The organism is Pseudomonas sp. LD120, from assembly GCF_009861525.1.
Lineage (GTDB): Bacteria > Pseudomonadota > Gammaproteobacteria > Pseudomonadales > Pseudomonadaceae > Aquipseudomonas.
Genome location: NZ_WVHL01000005.1, coordinates 655,091 through 677,450, shown reverse-complemented (window position 1 = coordinate 677,450; position 22,360 = coordinate 655,091). Strand labels below are relative to the sequence as shown.

Annotated in this window: 24 protein-coding genes; 19 read left to right on the top strand and 5 right to left on the bottom strand. The window is 60.9% G+C overall.

Annotated elements, in window-relative coordinates:
- Positions 1 to 187 precede the first annotated feature (187 nt).
- Together PLD_RS17430 and rpmE are read right to left on the bottom strand one after the other, a co-directional pair.
- Positions 188 to 967, bottom strand: a complete 780-nt coding sequence (locus tag PLD_RS17430) for a thermonuclease family protein (protein WP_159894852.1) — start codon at positions 965 to 967, stop codon at positions 188 to 190.
- Between the two features lie 41 nt (positions 968 to 1,008).
- Positions 1,009 to 1,230, bottom strand: coding sequence for a 50S ribosomal protein L31 (gene rpmE / locus PLD_RS17425; RefSeq protein WP_011058815.1), 222 nt, complete (start codon positions 1,228 to 1,230; stop codon positions 1,009 to 1,011).
- A gap of 299 nt (positions 1,231 to 1,529) precedes the next feature.
- Here rpmE and PLD_RS17420 point away from each other — a divergent pair, with 299 nt between their 5' ends.
- The 10 genes from PLD_RS17420 to PLD_RS17375 all read left to right on the top strand — a co-directional run bounded on the left by PLD_RS17420 (position 1,530) and on the right by PLD_RS17375 (position 14,382).
- Entirely contained in the window at positions 1,530 to 3,749 is a 2,220-nt protein-coding gene (locus tag PLD_RS17420) for a primosomal protein N' (protein WP_159894850.1), read from the top strand.
- A 211-nt stretch (positions 3,750 to 3,960) separates the two neighbouring features.
- Positions 3,961 to 5,697: an arginine--tRNA ligase gene (gene argS / locus PLD_RS17415; RefSeq protein ID WP_159894848.1), complete on the top strand. Its 1,737-nt coding sequence runs from the start codon at positions 3,961 to 3,963 to the stop codon at positions 5,695 to 5,697.
- Position 5,698: 1 nt separating this feature from the next.
- Positions 5,699 to 6,406 carry an SPOR domain-containing protein gene (locus PLD_RS17410; protein ID WP_159894846.1) on the top strand — a complete coding sequence of 236 codons (708 nt, stop codon included), beginning with the start codon at positions 5,699 to 5,701 and terminating at the stop codon, positions 6,404 to 6,406.
- A 188-nt stretch (positions 6,407 to 6,594) separates the two neighbouring features.
- Entirely contained in the window at positions 6,595 to 7,125 is a 531-nt protein-coding gene (hslV, locus tag PLD_RS17405) for an ATP-dependent protease subunit HslV (protein WP_007968352.1), read from the top strand.
- A 57-nt stretch (positions 7,126 to 7,182) separates the two neighbouring features.
- Positions 7,183 to 8,520 (top strand): ATP-dependent protease ATPase subunit HslU, encoded by a 1,338-nt coding sequence (hslU, locus tag PLD_RS17400; RefSeq protein ID WP_159894844.1) that lies wholly within the window; start codon positions 7,183 to 7,185, stop codon positions 8,518 to 8,520.
- A 79-nt stretch (positions 8,521 to 8,599) separates the two neighbouring features.
- Positions 8,600 to 8,977, top strand: a complete 378-nt coding sequence (locus PLD_RS17395) for a gamma-butyrobetaine hydroxylase-like domain-containing protein (RefSeq protein WP_159894842.1) — start codon at positions 8,600 to 8,602, stop codon at positions 8,975 to 8,977.
- Between the two features lie 257 nt (positions 8,978 to 9,234).
- Positions 9,235 to 10,914, top strand: a complete 1,680-nt coding sequence (gene phaC / locus PLD_RS17390) for a class II poly(R)-hydroxyalkanoic acid synthase (RefSeq protein ID WP_159894840.1) — start codon at positions 9,235 to 9,237, stop codon at positions 10,912 to 10,914.
- A 131-nt stretch (positions 10,915 to 11,045) separates the two neighbouring features.
- Positions 11,046 to 11,906 (top strand): poly(3-hydroxyalkanoate) depolymerase, encoded by an 861-nt coding sequence (gene phaZ, locus PLD_RS17385; RefSeq protein WP_159894838.1) that lies wholly within the window; start codon positions 11,046 to 11,048, stop codon positions 11,904 to 11,906.
- 108 nt (positions 11,907 to 12,014) lie between these two features.
- Complete coding sequence (gene phaC, locus PLD_RS17380) at positions 12,015 to 13,697, top strand: class II poly(R)-hydroxyalkanoic acid synthase (RefSeq protein ID WP_159894836.1); 1,683 nt, start codon at positions 12,015 to 12,017, stop codon at positions 13,695 to 13,697.
- A gap of 64 nt (positions 13,698 to 13,761) precedes the next feature.
- Positions 13,762 to 14,382, top strand: a complete 621-nt coding sequence (locus tag PLD_RS17375; protein WP_159898164.1) for a TetR/AcrR family transcriptional regulator — start codon at positions 13,762 to 13,764, stop codon at positions 14,380 to 14,382.
- A gap of 71 nt (positions 14,383 to 14,453) precedes the next feature.
- Here PLD_RS17375 and PLD_RS17370 read toward each other — a convergent pair whose 3' ends face one another.
- The 3 genes from PLD_RS17370 to PLD_RS17360 all read right to left on the bottom strand — a co-directional run bounded on the left by PLD_RS17370 (position 14,454) and on the right by PLD_RS17360 (position 16,066).
- Positions 14,454 to 15,212, bottom strand: coding sequence for a phasin family protein (locus PLD_RS17370; RefSeq protein WP_159894834.1), 759 nt, complete (start codon positions 15,210 to 15,212; stop codon positions 14,454 to 14,456).
- 10 nt (positions 15,213 to 15,222) lie between these two features.
- Entirely contained in the window at positions 15,223 to 15,645 is a 423-nt protein-coding gene (locus tag PLD_RS17365) for a phasin family protein (protein ID WP_159894832.1), read from the bottom strand.
- A gap of 145 nt (positions 15,646 to 15,790) precedes the next feature.
- Positions 15,791 to 16,066 (bottom strand): polyhydroxyalkanoic acid system family protein, encoded by a 276-nt coding sequence (locus tag PLD_RS17360; protein WP_159894830.1) that lies wholly within the window; start codon positions 16,064 to 16,066, stop codon positions 15,791 to 15,793.
- 155 nt (positions 16,067 to 16,221) lie between these two features.
- On the opposite strand from PLD_RS17360, the gene ubiE reads away from it, so the two are divergent.
- The 9 genes from ubiE to PLD_RS17315 all read left to right on the top strand — a co-directional run bounded on the left by ubiE (position 16,222) and on the right by PLD_RS17315 (position 22,267).
- On the top strand, positions 16,222 to 16,992 hold the full coding sequence (ubiE, locus tag PLD_RS17355; RefSeq protein WP_159894828.1) for a bifunctional demethylmenaquinone methyltransferase/2-methoxy-6-polyprenyl-1,4-benzoquinol methylase UbiE: 771 nt from the start codon (positions 16,222 to 16,224) through the stop codon (positions 16,990 to 16,992).
- Positions 16,992 to 17,615: an SCP2 domain-containing protein gene (locus tag PLD_RS17350; protein ID WP_159894826.1), complete on the top strand. Its 624-nt coding sequence runs from the start codon at positions 16,992 to 16,994 to the stop codon at positions 17,613 to 17,615. Before ubiE ends, PLD_RS17350 begins: the two co-directional genes overlap by 1 nt.
- On the top strand, positions 17,612 to 19,216 hold the full coding sequence (gene ubiB, locus PLD_RS17345) for a ubiquinone biosynthesis regulatory protein kinase UbiB (protein WP_159894824.1): 1,605 nt from the start codon (positions 17,612 to 17,614) through the stop codon (positions 19,214 to 19,216). Before PLD_RS17350 ends, ubiB begins: the two co-directional genes overlap by 4 nt.
- 80 nt (positions 19,217 to 19,296) lie before the next feature.
- Positions 19,297 to 19,689, top strand: a complete 393-nt coding sequence (gene hisI / locus PLD_RS17340) for a phosphoribosyl-AMP cyclohydrolase (protein ID WP_060837143.1) — start codon at positions 19,297 to 19,299, stop codon at positions 19,687 to 19,689.
- A 1-nt stretch (position 19,690) separates the two neighbouring features.
- Entirely contained in the window at positions 19,691 to 20,023 is a 333-nt protein-coding gene (locus PLD_RS17335; protein ID WP_011058798.1) for a phosphoribosyl-ATP diphosphatase, read from the top strand.
- A 25-nt stretch (positions 20,024 to 20,048) separates the two neighbouring features.
- Entirely contained in the window at positions 20,049 to 20,330 is a 282-nt protein-coding gene (locus tag PLD_RS17330) for a twin-arginine translocase TatA/TatE family subunit (RefSeq protein ID WP_159894822.1), read from the top strand.
- Positions 20,331 to 20,340: 10 nt separating this feature from the next.
- Positions 20,341 to 20,772, top strand: coding sequence for a Sec-independent protein translocase protein TatB (gene tatB, locus PLD_RS17325; RefSeq protein WP_159894820.1), 432 nt, complete (start codon positions 20,341 to 20,343; stop codon positions 20,770 to 20,772).
- Positions 20,769 to 21,563: a twin-arginine translocase subunit TatC gene (gene tatC / locus PLD_RS17320; RefSeq protein ID WP_159894818.1), complete on the top strand. Its 795-nt coding sequence runs from the start codon at positions 20,769 to 20,771 to the stop codon at positions 21,561 to 21,563. Before tatB ends, tatC begins: the two co-directional genes overlap by 4 nt.
- A complete protein-coding gene (locus PLD_RS17315; RefSeq protein WP_159894816.1) occupies positions 21,560 to 22,267 on the top strand; it encodes a 16S rRNA (uracil(1498)-N(3))-methyltransferase in 708 nt (235 codons plus the stop codon). The genes tatC and PLD_RS17315 overlap by 4 nt, the downstream gene beginning before the upstream one ends.
- Positions 22,268 to 22,360: the final 93 nt, after the last annotated feature.

Sequence of the window (22,360 nt, the reverse complement as noted above, 5' to 3'; positions counted from 1 at the left end):
TGGGCATTCCGCTTTTTACTGTTGGACAGACGGACCGCCGAGGATACGCGTGTCGCATAGTCCCTACAAGACTGGCCAGTCACCCCTGTCAAGGCCCCTAGCCTACGACTTTGGGCCAAGAGCCACGGGGTACAAGGCTTTCAACTGTTCACAATCCAACAGAAAAATGTCTACAATTTATTTTTTATCAGAGAAATCTGAGCATCGAACGATCACTGAGCGACAACATCCAACGCGAATGGCCGGAGCCCATGCGCCCCTGCCTCCGCCGCTCCACAACCCAACCCCGAGCCTCGAGCGACCTGCCGACCAGGCCCTTGTACGCCATCCTGTCGAATCTACCCAGCATATTGGGTGCAATACGCAATACAATCGAGCCCTGCAATGTGATCCAAACCCCGCCACGATTGCGTTGCACCTTACTCACACGCCCCTCGACCAAGACAAACCCCGGACGCCGGATCTGCCCCGCTTTCAGTACAGGTGAACGCCGCCAAAGCCCCAGCCGGGCTCGACGCGCGTGGCTTTCTGCGGCTTGCAGGCAGGCGACCTGGGCGACATTTGGCGCGATCGCAATCTGATAAGCCAGTCCCTCGGCAATCAGCCGGGCCTCGAAGCTGTCGCCATTGACGCCATACACATGAGCCAGGGTCCGCCCATAGCGGTCGCGGCGTTCACGCCCGAGCAACAGATCGACCCGGCCACCGCTCTGCGCCACCCATCGCTGCAAGCGTTGCCGCGCCGCCACCGCGAAGGGCTCCGCGGGCCGCCCCTTTCTGGCCAGTTCCGGTGCATTGAGGCCAATCATGCGGACGCTGCGACCGTCCGTGAGACGCAAGGTGTCGCCATCCACCACGCTCTGCACCCTCGCAGGAATCAGCCCCTTCGGCGCCGGGCAAAACGCCTGGGCGGTGGTCAGCCAAATCGCAGCCACAAAAAAGGCGCCCACCAGGGACGCCTTTTTCATCAGCGAGGAAAGTCGGTAACGGCTTTCCAGAACGATCAGCCTCAGGCCTTTTTCGTTGCGCCGAAAGCACCGAAGCGCGACTTGAACTTGTCGACACGACCGCCAACGTCCAGAGTCTTTTGCTTACCGGTGTAGAACGGGTGGCACTCGTTGCACACGTCCAGGCTCAGAGGCTTGGCCAGGGTGGAGCGAGTTTCGATGACGTTACCGCAGCTGCAAGTAGCGGTAATGGCTTCGTATACTGGATGGATATCGGCTTTCATGGTGCATTCCTCAGGCTAGCGTGCCGCCACCCAACACTATTGTTGAATACCGCACGAATTAGGGCGCGAATTCTACCAGACCGCATCAATCGCGCAAGAGATCCTGACTGCACTCCATCAGAAAACCCCCATGCAGCCTTGACAGCCCCCGGATTGCCGTTCCGTGAACGACGACGGCTGTCCCGGTACAGCTCAAAGGTCGCAGTAACCGGAGCCGTACACGCTTGTGCAGGACACTCCAGAGCGCCTCTGTTAGGCTCCGGGGCTTATTTACTGTCCGCTCATCGAGATTTTCCCGCGTGCCCGACGCCATTCTGCGCCTCGCCCTGCCTTCCCCCCTGCGCCGCTTGTTCGACTACCGTGCTCCAGCCGGCGTGCTGCGCGCCCAATTGCATCCGGGCATGCGCCTGCGGGTGCCGTTCGGCCGCCGGGAAATGATCGGCATTCTGGTGGAAGTGGCGGATCACAGCGAAGTCCCGGCCGAGAAACTCAAGCCGGCGCTGGCCTTGCTGGACCCCACCCCGCCACTGCCACCCGCTCTGTTCAAGCTGTGCCTGTGGACCGCTCAGTATTACCAACACAGCCTGGGCGACACTCTGAGCTGGGCGCTGCCGGTGCTACTGCGCCAGGGAGAGCTGGCCGAGGCCCGCCAGGAGCGTTTCTGGTCGATTGCCCCTGGCGCCCGCCTTGATGACCCACGCATCGCCCGCGCCCCGCGCCAGCGTGAAGCCCTGGCGACCCTGGCTCAGCACCCCCATGGCGTACCGCACACCTTGCTGAGCAAGCTGATGCTGAGCAAGGACAGCCTGGATCTGCTGCTGGCCAAGGATCTGGTGCAGGTGGAAGTACGCAAGCACGCTCCGGGCCTACGCCACGAACACTGGCTGGCCCAGCCCGAGCTGCCGCTCAACAGCGAGCAGCGCGCCGCCTACGAGGCCATCCGCGCCGGGTTCGACAGTTATCACGCCTTTCTCCTGGCCGGTGTTACCGGCAGCGGCAAGACCGAGGTCTACCTGCAACTGATCCGCGAAACCCTGGAAGCCGGCAAGCAGGCGCTGGTGCTGATCCCGGAGATCAACCTGGGACCGCAAACCCTGGCGCGTTTCGAACAGCGCTTCAACGCACGCATCGCCCTGCTGCACTCGGCGGTCAATGATCGTGAGCGCCTGGACGCCTGGCTCGCGGCCCGGGATGGCGAAGCCGATATCATCATCGGCACCCGCTCGGCGCTGTTCACCCCGATGAAGAACCCCGGACTGATCATCATCGACGAGGAGCACGATGGCTCCTATAAACAGCAGGAAGGCCTACGCTACCACGCCCGGGACTTGGCCTTGGTCCGCGCCCGCCAGGAAAACATCCCGATTGTCCTGGGCTCGGCCACGCCGTCCCTGGAAAGCCTGCATAACGCCTACACCGGCCGTTATGGGCTCCTGCGCCTGAACGAGCGCGCCGGCGGCGCCAAACAACCACGCTTCCTACGCCTGGATGTAAAAAGCCGTCCACTGGACAGCGGTATTTCTGGCCCGATGCAACAAGCCATCGGCCAGACCCTGGCGGCCGGGCAACAGGTGTTGGTGTTCCTCAATCGCCGTGGTTTTGCCCCGACCCTGCTCTGCCATGACTGCGGCTGGATGTCTGAATGTCTGCGCTGCGATGCCCGCATGACCGTACATCAGCGCTCCGGCGAGTTGCGCTGCCACCATTGCGGCCATGTGGAACGGGTGCCCCGTCACTGTCCGCAATGCGGCAAGGTCGACCTGCGCCCCGTGGGCGCCGGCACCGAGCGAGCCGAAGAACGCCTGGGGATCCTGTTTCCCGATTACCCCGTGCTACGGGTGGACCGCGACAGCACCTCGCGCAAGGACGCGATGAACCAACTATTCGCCACCATCCAGAAAGGTCATCCGTGCATCCTCGTGGGCACCCAGATGCTGGCCAAGGGACACCACTTCCCCCGGGTCACCCTGGTGTCGATCCTCGATGCCGATGGCGGCCTGTTCTCCGGCGACTTCCGCGCCAGCGAACGCATGGCGCAACTGATTGTCCAAGTCGCCGGGCGTGCGGGGCGGGCCGAAGAGCCGGGCAAGGTGATCATCCAGACTCACCTTGCCGACCACCCGCTGCTGGTGCAATTGACCGAGCAAGGTTATTTCGCCTTTGCCGAACAGGCCCTGAGCGAGCGCCGCGCCGCGGGCCTGCCCCCCTTTGCCCATCTGGCGCTGCTGCGGGCCGAAGCCCACAAGCCGGGCCAGGCCGAGGCATTCCTCGATGAAGCCTGCAGCGAAGCCGAGCGCCTGCTGACCGAACAGAACCTGGGAGGAATCGAGCTGCTGGGGCCGGTTCCAGCACCGATGGAGCGGCGCGCCGGGCGCTATCGCGCGCAGTTGTTATTGCAGGCCGCTGCCCGGGCACCGCTGCATCGTCTGCTGAGCAACTGGCTGCTGGTGCTGGAGCAAATGCCCAGCGGACGCCAGGTCCGTTGGTCGCTGGATGTGGACCCTGTGGATTTGTATTGAGCGACATCGCACTTTTGCCAACACACCTGCTCCAACAATGGATGGCTGTCATCCTCCAGGAATGGCCTGGCTCGCGAATAGCGTCGAACAACCACCACCGATCCCCATGCAGCCCTCTATAGTTGGCAAGCCCGTTCCAGCAACGGATAATGCCCAGTTTTTCCACCCGCGCACCAACGCGCCCCCGCGCCAGCGGTCGAACGAGAAGACCATGAAAGACACCATTCGCCAGCTCATCCAGCAAGCCATCACCCAACTCGTCACCGAAGGTGTGTTGCCAGAAGGCCTGACGCCGGCGATCCAGGTCGAAAACACCCGCGACAAGACCCACGGCGACTTCGCCAGCAACATCGCCATGATGCTGGCCAAGCCAGCGGGCATGAAACCTCGCGACCTGGCGGAAAAAATCATCGCGGCACTGCCCAGCGATGAAAACCTGAGCAAGGCGGAAATCGCCGGCCCGGGCTTCATCAACTTCTTCCAGAACACCCAGGCCCTGGCTGCACGCTTGGACGCCGCCCTCGGCGACGAACACCTGGGCGTGCGCAAAGCCGGCGCAACACAACGCACCGTGATCGACATGTCGGCGCCGAACCTGGCCAAGGAAATGCACGTCGGCCACTTGCGTTCCACCATCATTGGCGATGGTGTGGCGCGGGTCCTGGAGTTCCTCGGCGACACCGTGATCCGTCAGAACCACGTCGGCGACTGGGGCACCCAGTTCGGCATGCTGATGGCCTACCTGGAAGAAAACCCCATCACCAGCGAAGAACTGTCGGACCTGGAGAACTTCTACCGCGCCGCCAAGCAGCGCTTCGACGAATCCGAAACCTTCGCTGACCGCGCCCGCGGCCTGGTGGTCAAGCTGCAAGCCGGCGACCCGCACTGCCTGGAGCTGTGGACCAAGTTCAAGGACATCTCGCTGTCCCACTGCCAGAAGATCTACGAACTGCTCAACGTCAAGCTGAGCATGGCCGACGTCATGGGCGAGAGCGCCTATAACGATGACCTGATCAATGTGGTCAACGATCTCAAGGCCAAGGGCATGCTGGTGGAGAGCAACGGCGCCCAGTGCGTGTTCCTCGACGAGTTCAAGAATGCCGAAGGCGAGCCGCTGCCAGTAATCATCGTCAAGGCCGACGGCGGCTACCTGTATGCCACCACCGACCTGGCTGCCGTGCGCTACCGCAGCAGCACGCTCAAGGCCGATCGCGCGCTGTACTTCGTCGACCAGCGTCAGGCCCTGCACTTCCAGCAAGTGTTCGCGGTGGCCCACAAAGCCGGTTTCGTGACCCATCCGATGGAAATGGAGCACATGGGCTTCGGCACCATGAACGGCGCCGACGGCCGTCCGTTCAAGACTCGCGACGGCGGCACCGTGAAGCTCATCGACCTGTTGACCGAGGCCGAAGAACGCGCCTACGCCCTGGTGAAAGAGAAGAACCCGCAACTGCCGGAAGCCGACCTTCGCAGCATCGCCAAGGTGGTGGGCATCGACTCGGTGAAATACGCCGACCTGTCCAAGCACCGCACCAGCGACTACAGCTTCAACTTCGACCTGATGCTCAACTTCGAAGGTAACACCGCGCCGTACCTGCTTTACGCCTACACCCGCGCCGCCGGTGTGTTCCGCAAGCTGGGCAAGGATTTCAGCGAAGTCGGCGGTCAGATCGAACTGCTAGCGGCCCAGGAACTGGAGCTGGCGGCCAAACTGGCGCAGTTTGGCGAGATTCTCAATAACGTGGCCGACAAGGGCACGCCGCACATTCTCTGCACCTACCTGTACGACGTGGCGGGGCTGTTCTCCAGCTTCTATGAAAACTGCCCGATCCTGGCAGCCGAAACGCCAGCGCAGATGCACAGCCGCCTGCGCCTGACGGAGCTGACCCGTCGCACCCTCAAGCAAGGTCTGGAACTGCTGGGCCTCAAAGTCCTGGAGCAAATGTAAGTTGGCTGCCAAGAAAAAACCTGCACCCAAGCGTGGCGCCAGTCGTTACCAGGCCCCGGCCAAACAGCCGATTCCGGGCTGGTTATGGCTGGTCATCGGCCTGACCATTGGCGGCTTCATCGTGTTTCTGATGAAGCTCGAACCAGGTAAAGGCGGCGACAGCGTCAAACGCGAAAAAATCGAACAACACAAAGCCAGCAAGATCGCCGAGGCCAACAAAACCCCGCCGAGTCCGCAGCAACCGGTGAAGCCCAAATACGACTTCTACACCCTGCTGCCGGAGTCGGAGGTGATTGTGCCGCCTGAGGCGGTACCGGAAAAAAACCCGCCGACACCGCAAGTACCTACGGTGCCGACGACCCCGGTAACACCTGCGGAAGCCGCGAAGATCGACACCGCTCGGGCCCAGGCGGCCCTGGCCGGCATCACTCCGCCCCCCGCACCGCCTGTGGCCAAGGCCGCTCCCGTGACCAAGTTCTTCCTCCAGGCCGGCTCGTTCCGCAAGGAGGCCGATGCTGACAAAGTCCGCGCGCAGATCATCCTGCTGGGCCAGTCGGTTGCGGTCGAATCCGGCACGGTGAAAGACGAAACCTGGTACCGGGTATTGGTGGGGCCGTTCAGCAATCGTGAACAACTGACCGTGGCGCAAAAACAACTGGCAGGCGCTGGCTTCAGCAACCTGCTGTTACAACAGCGCCAGAACCGCTAAGCCGACCTGCGACCAGGGAGCGTGCTCCCGCTGGGCTGCAAAACCGCCCCGAAGCACGCAGGCGGGGTGTCTCTGGCACCCCGCCCACCGCTCGTCTCTCTCGCTACCGCGCAGTTGAAAAACCTCACACCACCCCCATATGAGTTTTCATCAGGGCACTTTCGCCCCGCTGCGTGGAGACTCCCCCTTTGACCACCATCGTTTCAGTCCGCCGTCACGGCAAAGTCGTCATGGGCGGCGACGGCCAGGTTTCTCTCGGCAACACCGTGATGAAAGGCAACGCGAAAAAAGTCCGTCGCCTGTATCACGGTCAGGTCATCGCCGGCTTCGCCGGAGCCACCGCTGACGCCTTCACCCTGTTCGAACGTTTTGAAGGACAGCTGGAGAAGCACCAAGGCCACCTGATTCGAGCCGCTGTCGAACTGGCCAAAGAATGGCGCACCGATCGCTCCCTCAGCCGCCTGGAAGCCATGCTGGCCGTAGCCAACAAGGACGCCTCCTTGATCATTACCGGTAACGGCGACGTGGTTGAACCCGAAGACGGTCTGATCGCCATGGGTTCCGGCGGCGCCTACGCCCAGGCCGCTGCCAGCGCGCTGCTGAAAAAAACCGACCTGTCGGCCCGTGAGATCGTCGAAACCGCTCTGGGTATCGCCGGTGACATCTGTGTATTCACCAACCACACTCAAACCATCGAGGAGCAGGATCTCGCGGAATAAGCCTGTTTCAGCGCTAGCGCTACGGCATTCATTCTTGCTTGAGGACCGCCAATTACTATGTCCATGACACCCCGCGAAATCGTCCACGAACTCAACCGCCATATCATCGGCCAGGACGATGCCAAGCGCGCCGTCGCTATCGCCCTGCGTAACCGCTGGCGCCGCATGCAACTGCCGGCGGAGCTGCGCGTTGAAGTAACCCCCAAGAACATCCTGATGATCGGCCCTACCGGTGTCGGCAAGACCGAAATCGCCCGGCGCCTGGCCAAACTGGCCAATGCCCCGTTCATCAAGGTCGAAGCCACCAAGTTCACCGAAGTCGGCTACGTTGGCCGTGACGTTGAATCGATCATTCGCGACCTGGCCGACGCGGCGATCAAAATGTTCCGCGAACAGGAAATGATCCGCGTTCGCCATCGTGCCGAAGATGCCGCCGAAGAGCGCATCCTCGATGCCCTGCTGCCGCCCGCGCGCATGGGCTTCAACAGCGATGAAGCGCCCTCCCAGGACTCCAACACCCGGCAGCTGTTCCGCAAGCGCCTGCGCGAAGGCCAGCTGGATGACAAGGAAATCGAGATCGAAGTGGCAGAAGTCACCGGCATCGACATTTCCGCGCCACCGGGCATGGAAGAAATGACCAACCAATTGCAAAGCCTGTTCGCCAACATGGGCAAGGGCAAGCGCAAGAGCCGCAAGCTCAAGGTCAAGGAAGCGCTAAAGCTGGTGCGCGATGAAGAAGCCAGCCGCCTGGTCAATGACGAAGAGCTCAAAGCCAAGGCCCTGGAAGCGGTCGAGCAACACGGCATCGTGTTTATCGACGAGATCGACAAAGTCGCCAAGCGTGGCAACTCCGGCGGCGTCGACGTGTCCCGTGAAGGCGTACAACGCGACCTGCTGCCCCTGATCGAAGGTTGCACAGTCAACACCAAGCTGGGCATGGTCAAGACCGATCACATTCTGTTCATTGCCTCCGGCGCCTTCCACCTGAGCAAGCCCAGCGACCTGGTGCCGGAACTGCAAGGCCGGCTGCCGATTCGCGTGGAACTCAAGGCGCTGTCACCAGAAGACTTCGAGCGCATCCTCAGCGAGCCGCACGCCTCCCTGACCGAGCAATACCGCGAGCTGCTCAAGACCGAAGGCTTGAGCATCGAGTTCCTGCCCGATGGCATCAAGCGTCTGGCGGAAATCGCCTGGCAGGTTAACGAGAAGACCGAGAACATCGGTGCGCGCCGCCTGCACACCTTGCTTGAGCGCCTGCTGGAAGAGGTGTCGTTCAGCGCCGGCGACCTGGCCAGCGCTCACAGCGAAACACCGATCCGCATCGACGCTGCCTACGTCAACAGCCACTTGGGCGAGTTGGCGCAGAACGAAGATCTGTCCCGCTACATCCTTTAAGCAACAAGCGGCAAGCCTCAAGCTGCAAGTTGATCGCGGTCATCTTGTAGCTTGTAGCGTGCAGCTTTAAGCTGCCTCCATGACTAAACTCCCCACCGGCATCAATCTGCACAAGGCCTCGAAAACCCTGACCCTGACCTACGGGCCGGACGAGGTCTACCACCTGCCCGCCGAGTTCTTGCGCGTGCACTCCCCCTCCGCCGAGGTCCAGGGCCATGGCAAACCCATCCTGCAATTCGGCAAGCTCGGCGTCGGCCTGAGCAAGGTCGAAGCCGCTGGTCAGTACGCGCTGAAACTGACCTTCGACGACGGCCATGACAGCGGCTTGTTCACCTGGGACTACCTGTATCAGTTAGCCCTGCGCCAAGACACGCTGTGGAGCGATTATCTGGCGGAACTCAAAGCCGCCGGAAAATCCCGCGATCCGAATGAGTCCGTGGTCAAGCTGATGCTCTAGTTCAGACCTTCGGCTGTTTAGAGGGCATTTTCTAATTTCATCTGTTTGAATGCACGGCTGTATGGCCAATGAATGGCCTGCTTGCGAAAAAAATTAAACTCGGGTAACCAATGGAACTGGCCAGTTCCCTGCAGAGCTTTCTGAACTAAAAAGCAGCGGTGCGCAATTATCGGTCACCCGAACAGTAGTACCTGGCATCGTGCTGTGTGACTGCACAGCAGGTCCGGTACTCGTCTCAGGACAATGGAGCGTCGTAGATGAGTAACAAAAATAACGATGACCTAAAACGCCAAGCCTCGGAAAACACCCTGGGGCTCAATCCGGTCATTGGCTTGCGTAGAAAGGATCTGCTTACCTCTGCTCGCATGGTGCTCACCCAGGCCATCAAACAACCCATCCACAGTGTCAAACACGTCGCCCACTTCGGCCTGGAACTCAAGGACGTGATGTTCGGCAAGTCGGCCCTGCAACCGGAAAGCGACGATCGTCGTTTCAATGATCCGGCCTGGAGTCAGAACCCGCTGTACAAACGCTATCTGCAAACCTACCTGGCATGGCGCAAAGAGCTCCATGACTGGATCGACGACAGCAGCCTGTCCGCCCAGGACATCAGCCGCGGGCACTTCGTGATCAACCTGATGACCGAAGCCATGGCCCCAACCAATAGCGCCGCCAACCCCGCCGCAGTCAAACGTTTCTTTGAGACCGGCGGCAAGAGCCTGCTGGATGGCCTGTCTCACCTGGCCAAGGATCTGGTACACAACGGTGGCATGCCCAGCCAGGTCAACATGGACGCCTTTGAGGTCGGCAAAAACCTCGGCACCAGCGAAGGTGCAGTGGTGTTTCGCAATGATGTATTGGAACTGATCCAGTACCGGCCGATCACCGAGCAGGTGCATGAGCGCCCGCTGCTGGTGGTCCCCCCCCAGATCAACAAGTTCTATGTCTTCGACCTCAGCCCGGACAAGAGCCTGGCGCGCTTTTGCCTGCGCAACAACGTACAGACGTTCATCGTCAGTTGGCGCAACCCCACCAAGGCACAACGGGAATGGGGCCTGTCCACCTACATCGAAGCCCTCAAAGAAGCAGTCGATGTGGTCACCGCGATCACTGGCAGCAAGGACGTCAACATGCTCGGCGCCTGCTCCGGAGGCATTACCTGCACCGCGCTGCTGGGCCACTACGCCGCTCTAGGGCAAAAGAAGGTCAACGCCCTGACCCTGCTGGTCAGCGTGCTCGACACCACCCTGGATACCCAGGTGGCGCTGTTCGTCGACGAGCAAACCCTGGAAGCGGCCAAGCGCCACTCCTACCAGGCCGGGGTGCTCGAAGGTCGCGACATGGCCAAGGTGTTTGCCTGGATGCGCCCCAACGATCTGATCTGGAACTACTGGGTCAACAACTACCTGCTGGGCAACGAACCACCGGTGTTCGACATCCTGTTCTGGAACAACGACACCACCCGCCTGCCCGCCGCGTTCCACGGCGACCTGATCGAAATGTTCAAAAACAATCCACTGGTTCGAGCCAATGCACTGGAAGTGTGCGGCACGCCGATTGACCTGAAACAGGTGACGGCCGATATCTTTTCCCTGGCCGGCACCAATGATCACATCACCCCGTGGAAGTCCTGCTACAAGTCGGCGCAGCTGTTCGGCGGCAAGGTTGAATTCGTGTTGTCCAGCAGCGGCCACATCCAGAGCATCCTGAATCCACCGGGCAACCCCAAAGCGCGTTACATGACCAGCACCGAGATCCCGGCCTGCCCTGACCAGTGGCAAGAAGATTCGGTCAAGCACACCGATTCCTGGTGGTTGCACTGGCAGGCCTGGCAGGCGGAGCGCTCGGGCGAACTGAAACCGGCGCCGCAGGTACTGGGCAACAAAAAACATCCAGCCGCCGAGGCAGCGCCGGGGACCTATGTCCATGAGCGCTAAGGTCCGCGTCTTGATCCATGCGGCGTCAGAAAGTGCCGCCAAGCCCTATTCTTAATACGAGGCCTGGCCTCAGATAATCCGGAAAGTGCCCGGGACAGCACCTCCTACGGTTCAATTCAAAGGGCTACGGCATGCCACACTCGTTCATCTTCCGTACCGTCGACCTGGATGGTCAGTCCATCCGCACCGCAGTACGCCCCGGCAAGCCTCACTTGACGCCGCTGCTGATTTTCAACGGCATCGGCGCCAACCTGGAGCTGGTGTTTCCCTTCATTCAGGCGCTGGACCCGGACTTGGAGGTCATCGCCTTTGATGTCCCCGGCGTAGGCGGCTCCTCGACGCCCAGTCGGCCTTATCGATTTCCCGGGCTGGCCAAACTGACAGCGCGCATGCTCGATTACCTCGACTACGGCCAGGTCAACGCGGTGGGCGTGTCCTGGGGTGGAGCGCTGGCTCAACAGTTCGCCTATGACTATCCCGAGCGCTGCAAAAAGCTGGTGCTGGCCGCCACCGCCGCCGGCGCCTTCATGGTGCCAGGCAAACCCAAAGTGCTGATGATGATGGCCAGTCCCCGGCGCTACGTGCAGCCCTCCCACGTCATGCGCATTGCGCCGCTGATTTACGGCGGCTCTTTCCGCCGTGACCCGAACCTGGCCGCCGAGCACGCGGCCAAGGTGCGCTCGGCCGGCAAGCTGGGTTACTACTGGCAACTGTTTGCAGGCGTGGGCTGGACCAGCATTCATTGGCTACACAAGATCCATCAGCCAACCCTGGTACTGGCCGGTGACGACGACCCGCTGATTCCCTTGATCAACATGCGCATGCTGGCCTGGCGAATTCCCAACGCCCAACTGCACATCATCGACGACGGCCACCTGTTCCTGATCACCCGGGCCGAAGCCGTTGCCCCAATCATCATGAAGTTCCTCCAGGAAGAACGGCAACGGGCGGTGATGCATCCGCACCCACTGCCGTTGCACCCTACGAAATAAAACAACTCTGTCGACAGGATCGTCGCGCGCGAGAAGGGCCAGGACCGACTATGTTGTCTGTCTTGGATTGGTCTGCTTGTTAGTGGTTTGACGAAGGAGTGTTGACTCATGCAAGACAAACCCGCGCAGGGCTTGGTGCCATCCCCTGCGGCATACATCAACGCGCAGAGCGCGATTACCGGTCTTCGCGGCCGGGACCTGCTCTCGACGTTGCGCAGCCTGGCGGCCCACAGTTTGCGCAACCCGTTGCACAGCGCCCGTCACACCCTGGCCCTGGGCGGCCAGTTGGGACGCGTGCTGCTCGGCGAAACCCTGCATAAACCCAGCCCCAAGGACAACCGATTCGCCGACCCGGCCTGGACCCTCAACCCCTTTTACAAACGAGGCTTGCAGGCCTACCTCAGCTGGCAAAAGCAGGTTCGGCACTGGATCGACGACAGCGGCATGAGCGAGGACGACCGGGCTCGGGCGCACTTTGCCTTCTCCCTGCTCAACGACGCGGTGTCTCCCTCCAACACCCTGCTCAATCCCCTGGCCCTCAAGGAGATCTTCAATAGCGGAGGCAACAGCGTGGTGCGTGGCATCGGCAACCTGCTGGATGACCTGCTGCACAACAATGGGTTGCCCAGCCAGGTGACCAAGCACGCCTTCGAAATCGGTAAGAACCTAGCGGTGACTCCGGGCTCGGTGGTGTTTCGCAATGAACTGCTGGAACTGATCCAGTACAGCCCCATGAGCGAGAAGCAGTACGCCAAGCCGCTACTGATCGTGCCGCCACAAATCAACAAGTACTACATCTTCGATCTCAGCCCACATAACAGCTTCGTCCAGTACGCTCTGAAGAACGGCCTGCAGGTGTTCATGGTCAGTTGGCGCAACCCGGATGTGCGCCATCGCGAGTGGGGCCTGTCGAGCTACGTCGAAGCCGCCGAGGAAGCCTTGAATGTCACCCGGACGATTACCGGCAGCCGGGAAGTGAACCTGATGGGAGCCTGCGCCGGCGGTCTGACCATCGCCGCCCTGCAAGGGCACCTGCAGGCCAAGCGGCAACTGCGCCGGGTCGCCAGCGCCACTTACCTGGTGAGTCTTCTGGACAGCCAGCTGGACAGCCCGGCCACGCTGTTCGCCGACGAGAAAACCCTGGAAGCGGCCAAGCGACGTTCGTATCAGCAGGGTGTTCTGGACGGCCGCGACATGGCCAAGGTCTTTGCCTGGATGCGCCCCAACGACCTGATCTGGAACTACTGGGTCAACAACTACTTGCTGGGCAAAGAACCACCGGCCTTCGACATCCTCTACTGGAACAACGACAGCACTCGGCTACCGGCCGCCCTGCATGGGGACCTGCTGGATTTCTTCAAGCACAACCCGTTGAGCCACGTCGGCGGACTGGAAGTCTGCGGCACGCCAATCGACCTGCAGAAGGTCACGCTGGACAGCTTCAGCGTGGCCGGAATCAACGATCACATCACGCCCTGGGACGCGGTTTACCGCTCGACCTTGCTACTGGGCGGTTCCAAGCGCTTTGTGCTGTCCAACAGCGGGCATGTGCAGAGCATTCTCAACCCGCCAAACAACCCCAAAGCCAACTACGTGGAGAACCACAAGCTCAGCGGCGACCCACGAGCTTGGTACTACGACGCCAAGCATGTCGACGGCAGTTGGTGGAGCGAATGGCTGGATTGGATCCAGGAGCATTCGGGGGCACAACGGGAAACCCTGACCACCCTCGGCAATCAGAACTATCCGCCGATGGAGGCCGCACCGGGCACCTACGTGCGCGTGCGCTGAAAAGACTTTGCATGACGACTCCGCGCAGGAGTCGCACCTTTGAATGGAACGACAAGAAGTCAGGATGAAAACCCGCGACCGGATACTCGAATGTGCCCTGCAGTTGTTCAACCAGAAGGGCGAGCCCAATGTCTCCACCATGGAGGTGGCCAATGAAATGGGGATCAGCCCAGGCAACCTCTACTACCACTTCCACGGCAAGGAGCCGCTGATACTCAGCCTGTTCGAGCGGTTCCAGAGCGAACTGACCCCGCTGCTGGACCCGCCGTCCGACGCGCAGTTGGCGCCGGAAGACTATTGGCTGTTTCTGCACCTGATTGTCGAGCGACTGGCCCACTACCGCTTTCTGTTCCAGGACCTGTCCAACCTGGCCGGGCGCTTGCCAAAACTGGCCAAGGGCATTCGTAACCTGCTCAACGCCCTCAAACGCACGCTCGCATCGCTGTTGGCTCGGCTAAAAGCCATGGGGCAACTGGTAAGCGGCACCCAGGCGCTGGGCCAACTGGTGGAACAGATCACCCTGACGCTGTTGTTCTCCCTGGATTACCAACGGATTCTCGATCGCGAGGGGGAAGTGCGCCTGGTGGTCTACCAGATCATGATGCTGGTGGCGCCGCACCTGCTGCCACCTGCGAAACTGGCCACCGAGCAAATGGCCCTGCGTTACCTGGACGAACAGCAATAGCCGGACTAGCGATCAGCCAATAAAAAACGCCCGACCTTGGCAGGTCGGGCGTTTTTGTCTGCCTGATGCAATCAGGACTGACTGCTGGGTGTCGCTGGGGTCGCGATGGCGGTCGGGGTTACAGCCGAGCTTGGCGCTGCGGCGGAATTCGCCGAACTGGCCGCGGCTACCGGCGCCGCAGTCGCAGGCTTGGCCACTGCGGGCTTCTTGGCTGCAGGCTTTTTCGCCGCAGCAGGCTTGGCGACAGGCTTGGCCGCGGTTTTTACCGCAGGTTTGGCGGCAGGCTTAGCTGCGGGCTTGGCCGCGGCGGTTTTCGCCGCAGGCTTGGCAGCAGGTTTGGCCGCGGCTTTGGCAACTGGCTTGGCCAGAGGCTTGGCCGCCGTTTTGGCAGCGGTTTTCGCCGCAACCGGCGCAACCTTGGCCCCCGTGAGTTTTTCAATCTGCTTGGTCAGGGTGTCGACCTTTTCGTGCAGCGCCTTCACTTCGTTGCGGCTTGGTACGCCCAGACGCGAGATGGCACTGTTCAGGCGCTTGTCGAACGCGCCCTCAAGTTCGTCCCACTTACCCATGGCGCGATCCTTGACATCACTGATGCGCGACTTGGCCGAACTTGCGGAGTCTTTGGCGGCATCAACTTTCTTGCCCACTACACTCTTGGTCAGTTTCTCGGCTTTCTCGCCGTCTTTAACCAAAGTATCGAAAAGCTTGCTGCCGTCAGAGTCGATTTTCGAGTACACGCCTAAACCAGCAAGCCAGATTTTACGGGAGTACTCTTCGACTTTCCCGATCCACGAGCTGCCTTCTTTTTCAGTATTCTTTTTACCAGCCATCCCGTTCTCCTTAATGTTCACGCGCGACACGTTCGAGCAACGCCGTCAGCTCATCGAGCTTAGCAGAGAGTGTCTCAACGTCATGTTTAGACGGAATGCCGATACGATTCAAGGCACTGGCGACGCGCGTGTCAAAAGCCTTTTCGACCTTATCCAGTTGCACTTCAACCTTGCCTTTTAAGGTACTGACATCCCCTTTAACGCTGTCTATCTGAGTGTTGGCCGCTTCCAGCTGTTCAGTGACCGCTTTTTTGCCTTTCTTTTCAACGGACTGACCGGTTTTGACCAACTCTTGAAAGTACTCGCTACCCTCATGACCGACTTTGGCGTAGGCGCCCAGGCCTGCCAGCCAGATCTTGCGGGCATAGGATTTGACATCGCTCAGTGTCGTCGATCGAGCATCAACTTTTTTCTTCAGAACTACTTTGGCCATGGTGCACCTCACGCGCAGAAGGTTTGAGGAACCGTCCCCAGAAAGAGGACCTGAGGCACAACCTAAAGAGAATAATTAGAATCGGCACCCTAACGAATGCAATACAACTATGGCGCGGTACACAGGCAGCGTCCTGAAACAACGATCAGGCCAGGGCCTTGTCCAAGGCCTTTTCGATCTCGGACTTGATCGTGCCGCTCATGGCCGACATCAACAGCCCCAAGTCAACATCGATCCTGATAGACGCCTCGCCCACCTGTACCGTGCCTTTGATCCCGGAGCGCTTGAGGTTCAGGGTGTCACCCGCCCACCGTGGCTCAAGGCCATATTGATCGGCGAGTTTTTGCGCCAGTTTGTCAGCCTTTTCACGGGCCACCTGCTTACCCAGGCCATGGGTACGTTCAACACTGATACGGGCCATTGAAAGGCTCCTGCTGGTTAGGGACTTGCCTGGAGCATCTTGACCCTGCATGCGTCAAAACGTCCCGGCGGTTCGCTATCTTACATTCAGCCTTGCCAAGACAAAGACCGTCACCGGCATTAGAATGTCGCGCATTCTCTTTTGGTGACAGCGATATGACTGATCAGCGCAAAGGCAGCGATGCCGAACCCACCACCCACTTCGGTTTCAAGAACGTTCCGGAAAGCCAGAAAGCGGAGAAAGTCGCCGAGGTGTTCCACTCAGTAGCGGCCAAGTACGACCTGATGAACGACGTCCTGTCCGGTGGCATGCATCGTTTGTGGAAACGCTTCACCATTGAGCTGTCGGGCGTGCGCGCCGGCAACCGCGTGCTGGACATTGCCGGTGGCACGGGCGATCTGACCAAGCGCTTCTCCCATCTGGTGGGCCCTACCGGCCAGGTAGTGCTGGCTGACATCAACGAGTCGATGCTTAAAGTCGGTCGCGACCGCTTGCTGGACCTGGGCGTGGCCGGCAACGTCGAGTTCGTTCAGGCTGACGCGGAAAAACTGCCCTTCCCGGACAACCATTTCGACTGCGTGACCATTGCCTTCGGCCTGCGCAACGTCACCCATAAAGAAGACGCCCTGCGCTCCATGCTGCGGGTGCTCAAGCCCGGTGGTCGCCTGCTGGTCCTGGAGTTCTCCAAGCCGACCAACGCACTGATGTCCAAGGTCTACGACGCCTATTCGTTCGCCTTCATGCCCATGGCCGGCAAGCTGATCACCAACGACTCGGAAAGCTACCGCTACCTGGCCGAATCGATCCGCATGCACCCCAACCAGGAAACCCTGAAGTCGATGATGGTCGAGGCCGGTTTCGACCGCGTGACCTACCACAACATGACCGCAGGCATCGTCGCCCTGCACCGCGGCATCAAACCCTGATGCTGCTCAGCGGCCTGCTCGTCAGCGTCGAGACTGGCATCAACCGGGTGCTGCGTCTGGACAGCACGGCCCTGCCGCGCCTGGGTCACCTCAATGGCAAGGTGATCGCCGTGGACTGCCACAGTCCCGCTTTGCAACTGTTCATTCTGCCCAGTGATGAAGGCCTGATGCTGGCCAGCCAGTGGGCCGCCGACCCTGACTGCACCCTGCGCGCAGCGGCATCGAACCTGGTGCGCCTGGCACTGAGCAAGAACAAGACGGCGATCCTGCACAGCCCGGACGTGACGCTGGACGGTGACAGTGGCGCGCTAATGGAGCTGGCGGCGATTCTCCAGGACCTTGAATTGGACTGGGAATACGAACTCTCGCGGTGGCTGGGCCCGGTGGCCACTCAGTTGTTCAGCGGCCATGTGCGCAGCCGCGCGCGATGGTACCAACAAGGCTTCGCCAGCCTGAATCAGAACCTCGCCGAGTTCCTCGCCGAAGAATCGCGGACCCTGGTGGGCCAGAGCGAAGCCGAAGCGCGCTTTCGCGAGCTGGATCAGGCCAAACTCGACCTGGAACGCCTTGAGGCGCGCTTCGAACGCCTTTCCCGATCCCTTGACCCAAGCGATAACGCATGAAGCTGCTTGCCGTCCGCCGTCTGTTGCGCATTCAGCGCGTTGTGATCCGCTACCGCCTCGATGACCTGCTGTTCGAGCTGCCCCTGCCCTGGTTTCTTCTGACCCTGCGCTTTGCCCTGCCCTGGCGCTGGTTCCCGCGCAAGCCGCTGGACCTGAGCCGTGGCGCCCGCCTGCGCCTGGCATTGCAGGACTTGGGGCCGATTTTCATCAAGTTCGGACAGATACTCTCCACCCGCCGCGACCTGTTGCCCGAAGACATCGCCGACGAACTGATGCGGCTGCAGGATCGGGTACCGCCGTTCGACTCGAAAAAATCCATGGCCCTGATCGAAGAACAGCTAGGCCAGAAAATCAATGACGTGTTCAGCCGCTTCGACATCGAGCCCCTGGCTTCGGCCTCGGTGGCCCAGGTGCACGCCGCCAAGCTCAAGACTGGCGAAGAAGTGGTGGTCAAGGTGATCCGCCCGGGCCTCAAGCCGATCATTGCTCAGGACCTGGCGTGGTTGTTCATACTCGCCCGAGCCGCAGAGAAGATCTCTGCCGACGCGCGCCTGCTACACCCGGTCGACGTGGTCAGCGACTACGAGAAAACCATCTACGACGAACTCGACCTGCTGCGCGAGGCGGCCAACGCCAGCCAGCTCAAGCGCAACTTCGAGGGCTCGCCGCTGCTGTATGTGCCTCAGGTCTATTGGGACTGGTGCCGACCGAAAGTGCTGGTAATGGAGCGTATCTACGGCATTCAAGTCACGGACCTGGCGACCCTGGCCGACCAGCGTACCGACATGAAAATGCTCGCCGAACGCGGCGTGGAGATTTTCTTCACCCAGGTGTTCCGCGATAGCTTCTTCCATGCCGACATGCACCCGGGCAATATTTTCGTCAGCACCGTGCAACCCTGGAGCCCGCAGTACATTGCCATCGACTGCGGCATCGTCGGCAGCCTGACCCCGGAAGACCAGGACTACCTGGCGCGTAATCTGTTCGCCTTCTTCAAGCGCGATTACCGCCGCGTGGCCCAGTTGCACATCGACTCGGGCTGGGTCCCGGCAGAAACCAAACTCAACGAGTTCGAAGCCGCGATCCGCACTGTGTGCGAGCCAATCTTCGAAAAACCGTTGAAGGACATCTCCTTCGGACAAGTGCTGATGCGCCTGTTCCAGACGGCCCGACGCTTCAATATGGAAGTGCAGCCGCAACTCGTACTGCTGCAGAAAACCTTGCTCAACATCGAGGGCCTGGGCCGCCAGTTGTACCCGGACCTGGACCTGTGGAACACCGCGCAGCCCTTCCTTGAACGCTGGATGCGCGAGCGCGTCAGCCCCAAGACGGTCCTGGGCAATATCCACAACCAGATCGAGCAACTGCCGCACCTGGCCAACATGACCCGCGACCTGCTCGAACGCTTGTCGCAACCCCATGCCAGCGATCCTCCTGCGCCTGGGGGCAAACGCCGGAACGACTGGTTCCTGCGCCTGCTGGGCACTGCTCACCTGGGGGCCGGCGCGGTTCTGGCCGCTGGCGGTCCGTTGCACGAGCTGGGGCACTGGCCTGCCGGCCTCATGATTGCGGTGGGGTTGTATCTGATCGTGCGCCGATAGCCAGTGGCGCGACCTGCTGGCAAACTGTCGCAATCGCCGAGGCGTCACCAGCGGGTTGAGCCCGGTTGTCGGAGTCGAAAATGAAAGATTGGCTGGACCAGATCAAATGGGACGCGGACGGCCTGGTGCCGGCCATCGCCCAGGACCACAAGACCGGGCGCGTGCTGATGATGGCCTGGATGAACCGCGAGGCCCTGAGCCTGACCGCCGCCGAACACCGCGCCATCTACTGGTCACGTTCGCGTGGCAAACTGTGGCGCAAGGGCGAAGAGTCCGGACATGTACAAAAACTCCACGAAATGCGCCTGGACTGCGACGCTGACGTGATCATCCTGATGGTCGAGCAGATTGGCGACATTGCCTGCCACACTGGCCGTCACAGCTGTTTCTACCGCGTCTATGAAGATGGCGAGTGGAAAACCGTCGAACCGGTCCTCAAGGACCCGCACGCGATTTATTCTGCAGGACACTGACATGAGCGATACCCTCACCCGCCTGGCCCAAGTGCTGGAAGAGCGTAAAGACGCAGCAGCCGATAGCTCCTACGTGGCCAGCCTGTATCACAAGGGCTTGAACAAGATTCTGGAAAAAGTTGGCGAAGAGTCGGTGGAAACCATCATCGCCGCCAAGGATGCAGCCATCAGTGGTGACTGCAGCGATGTGATCTACGAAACCGCGGATCTGTGGTTCCACACCCTGGTGATGCTGGCGCAACTGGGGCAGCATCCCCAGGCCGTGCTCGATGAACTGGATCGCCGCTTCGGTCTTTCCGGACACGCCGAGAAAGCCTCGCGTCCGTCCGCCTGAACAACTTTCTAAGAGGAAACGCAGCATGGGCATTTTTGACTGGAAACACTGGGTCGTCATCCTGGTGGTCGTGGTACTGGTTTTTGGTACCAAGAAACTCAAAAACCTGGGCACCGACGTCGGTGAGTCGATCAAGGGCTTTCGCAAGGCCATGAACGACGAAGAAAAGCCAGCCGAACCCGTGGTACCGCCAGCCGCACAACCAACGGCACCTGCTCAGCCGCAGCAGAGCGCGTCACTGAACCAGCCGCACACCATCGATGTGCAGGCGCAGAAAGTCGAAGAGCCGACCCGCAAAGACTCGTGAGCACTGACTAATGTTTGGTATCAGCTTCTCTGAACTGCTGCTGGTGGGCCTAGTGGCCCTGCTGGTGCTCGGCCCCGAGCGCCTGCCCGGCGCTGCGCGCACCGCCGGCCTGTGGGTCGGGCGCCTGAAGCGCAGCTTCAACGCGATAAAACAGGAAGTTGAACGTGAAATCGGGGCCGACGAGATTCGTCGGCAACTGCACAACGAACACATTCTGTCCCTGGAGCAGGAAGCGCGGAAAATCCTCGCGCCGACCCCGCAGTCCCCGCCGTCGGTGGAGCCGGTGGTCGAGCAGACGATCCATGCGCCGAGCGCCGCGCCGGTAGCCGAAGCAACGCCAGCCGGCGAGACGCCCGCAGCGCCCGCACCCGCCGCAGCCCCGGCGGCAGCACCCGCCACCACGGCCTCCCTCGACTCCACTTTGCCGCCGCGAGCCCCATGAGCGATATCCCAGAGAACGACCAACACATGCCGCTGGTGTCGCACCTCACCGAGTTGCGTACCCGCCTGCTGCGCTGCGTAGCGGCGATCTTCCTCATCTTCGCCGGATTGTTCGCCTTCACCCAGCAGATCTACACCATCGTCTCGACCCCGCTGCGCCAGTACCTGCCAGAGGGGGCGACGATGATCGCCACCGACGTTGCCTCGCCGTTCCTCACGCCGTTGAAACTGACCATGATGGTCTCGCTGTTCCTGGCGATCCCAGTGATCCTGCACCAGATCTGGGGCTTTATCGCCCCCGGACTGTACAAGCATGAAAAGCGCATCGCCGTACCGCTACTGGTGTCGAGCATCCTACTGTTCTACGTAGGCATGGCTTTCGCCTACTTCCTGGTGTTTCCACTGGTCTTCAAGTTCTTCGCCGCCGCGACCCCGGCCGGCGTAGAAATGATGACCGATATCACCAGCTACCTCGATTTCGTCATGACCCTGTTCTTCGCTTTCGGCGTGGCCTTCGAGATCCCGGTGGCGGTGGTGCTGCTGGTATGGATCGGCGTGGTCAACGTGACCTACCTGAGAAAGATCCGGCCCTACGTGATCATCGGCTGCTTCGTGGTGGGCATGATCCTCACGCCGCCAGACATCTTCTCTCAGACCTTGCTGGCCATCCCCATGTGGCTGCTGTTTGAGATCGGCGTATTGTTCGGTGGGCTGGTCAGCAAGCGCGGCGAGCACCCGGACGATGCCTCGGCGAACGATCACGACGACCAACCGCCAGCGACCCAAGCGTGAATCTGCTGCTACTTGAGGAGGCCGATTTCATTGCGGCCGACCGTGTGGTGCTACGCGACCGGCGCCTGACCCACATGCAGGAAGTGCATCGGGTCGCCGTGGGCGACAGCCTGCGGGTGGGGCGCATCGGTGGTTTGATGGGAACCGCACAGGTCCTGCGCCTGGAGGCCGCTGAAGCCGAGCTGCAAGTGACCCTCGATCAGCCGCCACCGACCAAACTGCCGCTGACCATGGTGCTGGCACTGCCGCGACCGAAGATGCTCCGCCGAGTGTTGCAGACCGTTGCCGCCATGGGCGTGCCCCGGCTGGTGCTGGTCAACAGCTACCGGGTGGAAAAGAGCTTCTGGCAGACCCCTTTTCTCGAACCCGAGGCCATTCGCGAACAACTGATCCTTGGCCTGGAACAGGCCCGCGACAGCGTGCTGCCTGAAATACTCATCGAGAAACGCTTCAAACCTTTCGTCGAAGATCGCCTCCCGGCCTTGAGCGCAGACACCCTTGGACTGGTGGGCCATCCCGGCCCGTACCCACCCTGCCCACGCGGCCTGGATCAGCCGGTGACCCTGGCCATTGGCCCGGAAGGCGGCTGGATTCCCTACGAGATCGACCTTTTGGGCAAGGCAGGCCTGCAACCGGTGCAATTGGGCGAGCGCATCCTGCGAGTCGAAACAGCTGTCACCGCCCTCCTTTCACGCCTGTTCTGAGCACCGCCGAGCGGACACACCGCTCGCATGGCAAAAGGCCATACCGGCTACAGAATCGCACATGCGCGCCGATAGCCTATCGTTAAGCTCAAA